Below are 6684 nucleotides of genomic sequence, written 5' to 3' on the forward strand. Positions count from 1 at the left end.
TGTGTAAGGCATGCCGCCAGCGTTCAATCTGAGCCAGGATCAAACTCTTCAGTTTAATCTCTGTTACTTTGCCCTTTTACAGGCACCATCATTGCTGATGGGTCGCTCACTCAAAAAACTGACAGGCTACTTCCGAAGAAGTATCCTATTTCATTATTTCTTGTGAACATTTGATATATTTTAAGTTAGACGCCAATCCGAAGATTGACGCTGCACTTACATCAAATGCCCACACTTATCGACTGTTAATTGTTAAAGAACTGTATTCGGTTACTGCTTTCGCGCTATCGACAAAGCGTTGTGTTTGTCAGCTGCGAAGAAGGAAGAGTATGAAGCATTTCAGCACAATCGTCAACTCCTTCTTTTCTGCTACATCACCGTTTCCGGTGATCCTCAACTGCCGCATTTGACTGCGTCTCATTGGGGAGGCGAACTATAGCAAAGCCGCCCATGGGCGGCAAGCTTTATTTCAGCAATTCGGCAATTGCAATGCCCACATCGGTCGTACTGGCGCTGCCGCCCATGTCCGGTGTTCGCGGGCCATGCTCAAGCACCTTCTCAATGGCGCGCAAAACCGCGTCATGCGCCGCTGTGTAATTGGCGTCGCCATTACCGAGGAAGTCCAGCATCATGGCGCCCGACCAGATCATGCCGATCGGGTTGGCGATATTCTGGCCATAGATATCGGGTGCGGATCCGTGCACGGGCTCGAAGACAGAGGGGAAAGTGCGTTCCGGATTGATATTGGCCGATGGCGCGATGGCAATCGTTCCCGTGCACGCGGGGCCCAGGTCGGACAGAATGTCGCCAAACAGATTCGACGCAACCACCACGTCGAAGCGCTCTGGACTGAGCACGAAACGGGCCGCCAGGATGTCGATATGGTATTTATCCCAGTGCACATCGGGAAAGCTGGGCCCCATCGCCTCCACCCGCTCATCCCAATACGGCATGCTGATGGCGATACCGTTCGACTTGGTCGCCGATGTCAGGTGTTTTTTTGGCCGGCTTTGCGCCAGCTCAAACGCATACTTCAGGATGCGGTCAACGCCCTTGCGCGTAAACACGGATTCCTGCAGCACCGTTTCGCGTTCCGTCCCCTCGAACATGCGCCCGCCCACGGACGAATATTCTCCTTCCGTATTTTCACGCACCACATAGAAATCGATATCACCCGGCTTCTTGTTCGCCAGCGGACACGGCACACCCGGCATCAGTCGCACGGGCCGCAAGTTGACGTATTCGTCGAACTCGCGCCGGAATTTTAGTAACGAACCCCACAGCGAGATATGGTCCGGCACCTTGTCCGGCCAGCCGACGGCACCAAAATAGATGGCGTCGAAATCCTTTAGCTGGGCAAACCAATCCGAGGGCATCATCTGGCCATGCTCGAGGTAGTAGTCGCAATTCGCCCACTCCATGGTCGTGAACTGCAAGTCGATATTGAAACGGCGCGCGGCAGCCTCGACGACACGCAGCCCTTCCGGCATGACTTCATTGCCTATGCCGTCGCCGGCGATGACTGCGATTCTGTGTGCGGGCATGAGGTTCTCCTGTTTATAGATGGATGCATTGATGATACTGGCGCCGCATCAGAATACAATCAGGGTATTCATGACCTCAGTATCCACATTTCGTGCTCAATCAATGAAACATACGCCGCTGCTGGAAGATTTACGCCTATTTTGCCAGGTCGCCCATAAAACCAGTTTCGCCGCCACGGCGCTGGAACTGGGTATTTCCAAGGCGGTCGTCAGCAAGCGCATCGGCATGCTGGAAGCGGCGCTAGAAGTACGTTTGCTGCACCGGACCACGCGCAGGGTCAGCGTCACCGATCACGGCGAGATCGTGCGGCAATGGGCGCAGCGCATCCTGGAAGATGTCGAACAGATGGGGGAAGCGGTAGCACAGTCGAAATTGCAGCCGCAGGGCCTACTTCGCATTTGCTCCAGTTCCGGCTTCGGGCGCAACCGGCTCGGCCCAGTCCTCTCCCAGCTGGCACGGCAGTATCCAGACTTGAAAATACAGCTGGAATTGCTCGACCGTCCCGTCGACCTGCTGGGCGAAGGTTTCGATCTCGACATTCGCATCGGCGTGGTACGCGAGCCAGACCTGATCGCCCACCGCATTGCCAGCAATCAACGCGTACTGTGCGCCGCCCCCTCCTATCTGGCACAACGCGGAACGCCGGACACGCTGGCGCAATTGCGCGAGCATGACTGCATCGTCATCCGCGAGCGTGACCTGGATGGGCGACGCTGGAAACTGCAGGGTCCGCAAGGGTCGGAAACGGTGAAGGTCGATGGGCCGCTATCGGCCAATAATGGCGAGATCGTCCATCAATGGGCGCTGGACGGCCACGGCATCATCTTGCGTTCGGCATGGGATGTGGAAAACAGTCTGGCGCAAGGCAAGCTGGTGCGTATCTTGCCCGCGTATCATCAGGTCGCCGATGTGTGGGCGGTGACCACTTCGCGGCTGTCGAACTCGGCCAAGGTCAGGGCCTGCGTGCAATTTCTGGAACGGTGGCTGCAAGCCCGCGCCTGATAAGCTATACCAGACGCAAGCTATACCAGACGCGCCACATCCGGATACAGACGCGCCAGGGTATCGGAGGTGATCGACGACATGACGGGCAAAACGCGCTCGGCGGCCTGCTCCGGCGATTTTTCCCGGCGCACCTCTTTCCACAGCTCGGCCAATGCGCCTTCATGGCGCGCCACCGCCTGCTCGACCTCATCCTGCCAGAAAGCCGGCGCCTCGCTTTCCACGAAATTGCCGCGGCCGCGGCCAAAGTGCGCCACCGCCAGGTAGCGCAGCACGCCCGCCACCACCAGGGTGCGCAAAAAGGCATCCGTGAATTGCATGGTGGGTTCATTGCGGTCCGTGCCGGAATTAAAGCCCCAGGCAGCGCCGGCAAACGTCAGCGCACCGACCACGCCACCAAGCAAGGCGCCCGTGCCCAAAGTCAGGCCGCCGGAAATCAGGTCGGCCGACAGCCCCGTCGCCGCGCCGGAAATCATGGCACCCAATAACCCCGCTTGCGCCTTGTCGATCGGCGCGCGCACGGCAAAATTTTCCCGTATCCGGCTATTGATCTTATGCGCATCGGTCGGATCGAGTTTGTGCAAGATCAAGAGTTCACGCGTGGTCACGCCGCTGTACGTATTGAGCCGTGCCACCAGGCTGGCCATGGCCTTTTCCTGGCGTTGCTGCTCTGCATTCTTACCGATGCCCACTACCTGCAAGGCCGATTTCAGCAAGCCCTTGGAGCCGAGCTCGATGGCTTCGCGATCCTGCCCTGCCACTGCCAGTTGCGTGGCCAGCAAATGCATGGCTTGCTGGAAACGCGCCGTATTCTGCTCTTGCCAGGCAGAAAACAGACGCGCATAGCCGGCTTGCTGCGACTGCGGCAACAATTTACCCACGGCTTCGTAAAACACGCGCTCATGAACCCAACAGCGGGCAAAGGCATCGAGCGCCAGGACATCGCGCACGATGGGATACTGCTGCAAATGCTCGCGCCAGCGCGCCTGCTCGCCGTGCTCCTCATTGCCAGGACGCGGCGGCCCCATTTGATTGAGCAAGACCACCACCGGCTTATCCAGCCAGGCGAGGATTTTCATTTCTGCCGGCAAGTAGCCCGCATCCTTGGGATGTTCCGAGGAATTCACCAGGTACAGCACCACGTCGGCAGAGTCCTTGGCCGTACGCAGCGCCTGCTGGCTGAGCCAGAACGGGCGGTCGCGGTAACGGTCCAGCACTTCGCGCAGGAACCAGCCGATGGGATTGCCCGACTGGCCCAGGCGCTTGAGCAGGCGCACGGAGTCGCCAAAGCCGGGCGTGTCCCACAATTGCAAGGCATCGCCCTGCGGCGTGGCCAGCAAAGTATGCGATTCCGCAAACACGGTCACGTGGGCCGCATCGCGCACTTCGCCAATGTCCACGCCCACTAAAGTGCGCGCCAAGGTCGTCTTGCCATTATTCGTGTGCGAAATCAGCGCAAACTGAATCTGTACCGCATCATCCTGCACATTTTTATTCACATTCACACTCATGCTGCTGCCGATACTTTCAGCCCGACACCAGCATCGAGCGGGTGCAAGGCAGGATTGAGCAAATTGACCAGGGTGGCCGTGGTTTTGTGGAACTGGCAGAACTGTTGCCACAGAGCGACTCGCTCCGCCAAGCGGGCGGCATTATCCACCTGCTCGCCCGCGCGTTCCAGGTAGCTGGACTCGTCGATCAGTACAGCGATGCCGCGTGCCGACGATTGCGCCAGGTAATCGAGGAAGGCGCCGTGGTTTTCCTTTTCCGGCGTCGCCGTCAGGTTGAACAGCACGGCCGTGATATTGACTTGTGGATCATTCAAGTCCGTCTCGCGCAAGACGTCCTGCGGCTCCTCGCCATACGACGTCGATGGACGCAGCATCATGCGGCCCTGCTCGCCGAACAGCATGAGGGAGATTTGCCCCAGGCCCTTGTGACGTGCCTCATCGACAGTAAAGCTGTACGGCAAGACACGCAGCATGCCGCCAGTTGCCACGCCGATGCTTTCATTAAGCTTGCGGAAATACGGTTGATCGAGATCCAGCGGAAAATGCTTGGCCAGGCGCGCAGCGCGCCAGTTGTTGACCAGTGCCAGTATCAGGCGGGGAACGACCACCAGCAGGAAAATCGTTGCAGCATATAAATGCACCCAGCGTGCGCCGCCTTCGACGGTCGTCGTTTGCGGGAAGCGCAGCGCTTCGATTTCCGCCAGCGAAAAGCCTTGCAAATGAAACAGGGCAATAGCCGGCGCAAACAGGGTCGAAAGCAGGCTGTGCACCTGGCTGGCATTCAAAAAAGTGCTTTCCCAACCGGCCGCGTATTGCGACAGGAAGCCGCGCGCGTACAGTGAAGCGACGGCGCCGATGGCAAACATGGCGGCGCTCAGGTGAATGGTACGACTGAGGCGCGCGGCCGTCAGCTTGGCGCTCAAGTGCGCCCATTCCCCCATAAAACTGAGCAAGCCCGAGGACAAGGCGTGCGGCAGCTTGCGCGGCAACGCCAGGCGGCCCACGCTCAGGTGGCGCACCAGTCCCGCCTTCGGCCAGCCGAGGGAGTGCGAGGGGATGCATAGCCAGATCAGCAAGCCCAGGTAGACCAGCACATTCCAGGCGATGATCAGCAGCAAGGGCGCCGACAGCAGATCCACGCGATGGGGATCCGTGATGCGGTCCAGCCCGGCACCCAGCAGCAGTGCTAGCAAGGGCAATGTCAGCGCCAGGGTCTTCATGCCGTTACGGCGTTTCGCGAAGGCAGCAAAAGCGGGCGTGCGCTCGGTGATGCGCTTGAGGATCAGCTCGGAGCGCTGCTGCAGGAAATCGTCACCTGTCACTTCGGCCTGCTTGCCCGAAGCTTGCCACTGCGCAAGCTCACGCGCGCTGCGGCTGGCATACATGCGGTCATCCTCGCTGAGGACTTCTTTTTTCTGGTCGGCCGTCTCGATAGCACGGACCAATACCACTTCTCTCGCAATCTGCTCGTTCATGGTGCTCCTGTTTTTGTATGAAACGACAACTAGACAGGCAGATTGTGACGTACTTTTGTGTTTCAGGCCAACGCGTCCTCGGCCCGGAACAAATTATGCAGCAGATAGATCAGGAAAGAAGCGATCCAGGCAGACCACAAGGTATGCGTAAAAAATTGCTTACCTTGCAACTGCTGCTGCCAGCCTGCCGCCAAACCGCACAGCAACATGATACTGGCGAACAAAAGTGCCGTGCGTGGCCGTCCGGGCAGGCAGAACAATGGCAAGGCCAGCATCCACCAGGCAGTGTTCGCATGCGTGGCGGGCAAGCAGACCATGGCAGATGCGCTAGCCGGCAATGTTTCCAGCAGGCGCGTATACGGTTGCAGTCCACCATAGCGCAGCAAATCCGTGGGGCAAGGCACATCGCTGAAGGAAGAGAGCAAATAGATGCTTAGCGGCACCAAGATAGCCGACAGGGCCACCACGCGCAAGGCGCTGCGACGTGAGGCAGACCAGGCCAGCGGACGCTGCGTGTCCCAGACCGCCAGGACTATCGCTACCGCGGCCAGCAAGGTCATGCAGAACTGGAAACCGCGCGCCCACGCGCTGTCAGCGCCGGCAAATTGCCCACGCGCACCGTCGAACATACTGTCGGCGATCATGAGGTCGAGATTGCTGTAATTGCCGATCCAGAGTATCAGCATGGCCGAGAGCATCAAGGCGCTATCGATGCCTGTGGGAGTTTTGACGAGTTTAAGCTTGGCCAACATGGGTGTACACATTTACTTGATGAGATGAAAGGGACTGGCCACTCAAGAGCAGCAGCCATGCAAGTCATCGTACAGTGTCAATATGAAGAGAACATGACGGTGCCCGCCGCGGGCAACACGGACGGGGCAAGATGGATATTTTGGGCACCTTACAAGTATCGACTTGAATTACGCGTCAAAGGTGTTCTGGCATCCCCGCAAAAAGGGTACGCAGCCGATAACTTCGGTCAACTCCGCCATACGTGCAGTAAAAATGTGTACAGAACAAAGCACCAGACGAAAAAAAACCCGACCATTGCTGATCGGGTTTTTCTCTTACTGCGAATAACAAGCCTGACGATAACCTACTTTCACACTGGTTGCAGCACTATCATCGGCGCAAAGTTGTTTCACGGTCCT

6 protein-coding genes are annotated in these 6684 nt (G+C 58.2%); 2 read left to right on the plus strand and 4 right to left on the minus strand.

Annotated features, from left to right (window positions below):
* Positions 1-464 precede the first annotated feature (464 nt).
* Positions 465-1544 (minus strand): tartrate dehydrogenase, encoded by a 1080-nt coding sequence (locus LSO07_RS28150; protein ID WP_099390272.1) that lies wholly within the window; start codon positions 1542-1544, stop codon positions 465-467.
* A 103-nt stretch (positions 1545-1647) separates the two neighbouring features.
* Here LSO07_RS28150 and LSO07_RS28155 point away from each other — a divergent pair, with 103 nt between their 5' ends.
* Positions 1648-2547, plus strand: coding sequence for a LysR family transcriptional regulator (locus LSO07_RS28155; RefSeq protein WP_151098029.1), 900 nt, complete (start codon positions 1648-1650; stop codon positions 2545-2547).
* Positions 2548-2567: 20 nt separating this feature from the next.
* Here the strand turns inward: LSO07_RS28155 and LSO07_RS28160 are convergent, their stop codons facing one another.
* The 3 genes from LSO07_RS28160 to LSO07_RS28170 form a co-directional block, all read right to left on the minus strand.
* The gene (locus tag LSO07_RS28160; RefSeq protein WP_151097488.1) at positions 2568-4058 is read right to left on the minus strand and encodes a DUF3482 domain-containing protein; all 1491 of its coding nucleotides are present in this window, start codon (positions 4056-4058) and stop codon (positions 2568-2570) included.
* On the minus strand, positions 4055-5533 hold the full coding sequence (locus LSO07_RS28165; protein ID WP_151097491.1) for a DUF2868 domain-containing protein: 1479 nt from the start codon (positions 5531-5533) through the stop codon (positions 4055-4057). The genes LSO07_RS28160 and LSO07_RS28165 overlap by 4 nt, the downstream gene beginning before the upstream one ends.
* A 62-nt stretch (positions 5534-5595) precedes the next feature.
* Positions 5596-6285 (minus strand): phosphatase PAP2 family protein, encoded by a 690-nt coding sequence (locus LSO07_RS28170; RefSeq protein WP_191909775.1) that lies wholly within the window; start codon positions 6283-6285, stop codon positions 5596-5598.
* 57 nt (positions 6286-6342) lie between these two features.
* Here LSO07_RS28170 and LSO07_RS28175 point away from each other — a divergent pair.
* Positions 6343-6684, plus strand: a 342-nt coding sequence (locus LSO07_RS28175; protein ID WP_208672441.1) for a hypothetical protein, incomplete at its 3' end; no start/stop codon positions are given.

It is taken from the genome of Janthinobacterium sp. PLB04 (assembly GCF_021165895.1).
Taxonomy (GTDB): Bacteria; Pseudomonadota; Gammaproteobacteria; order Burkholderiales; family Burkholderiaceae_D; genus Janthinobacterium; species Janthinobacterium lividum.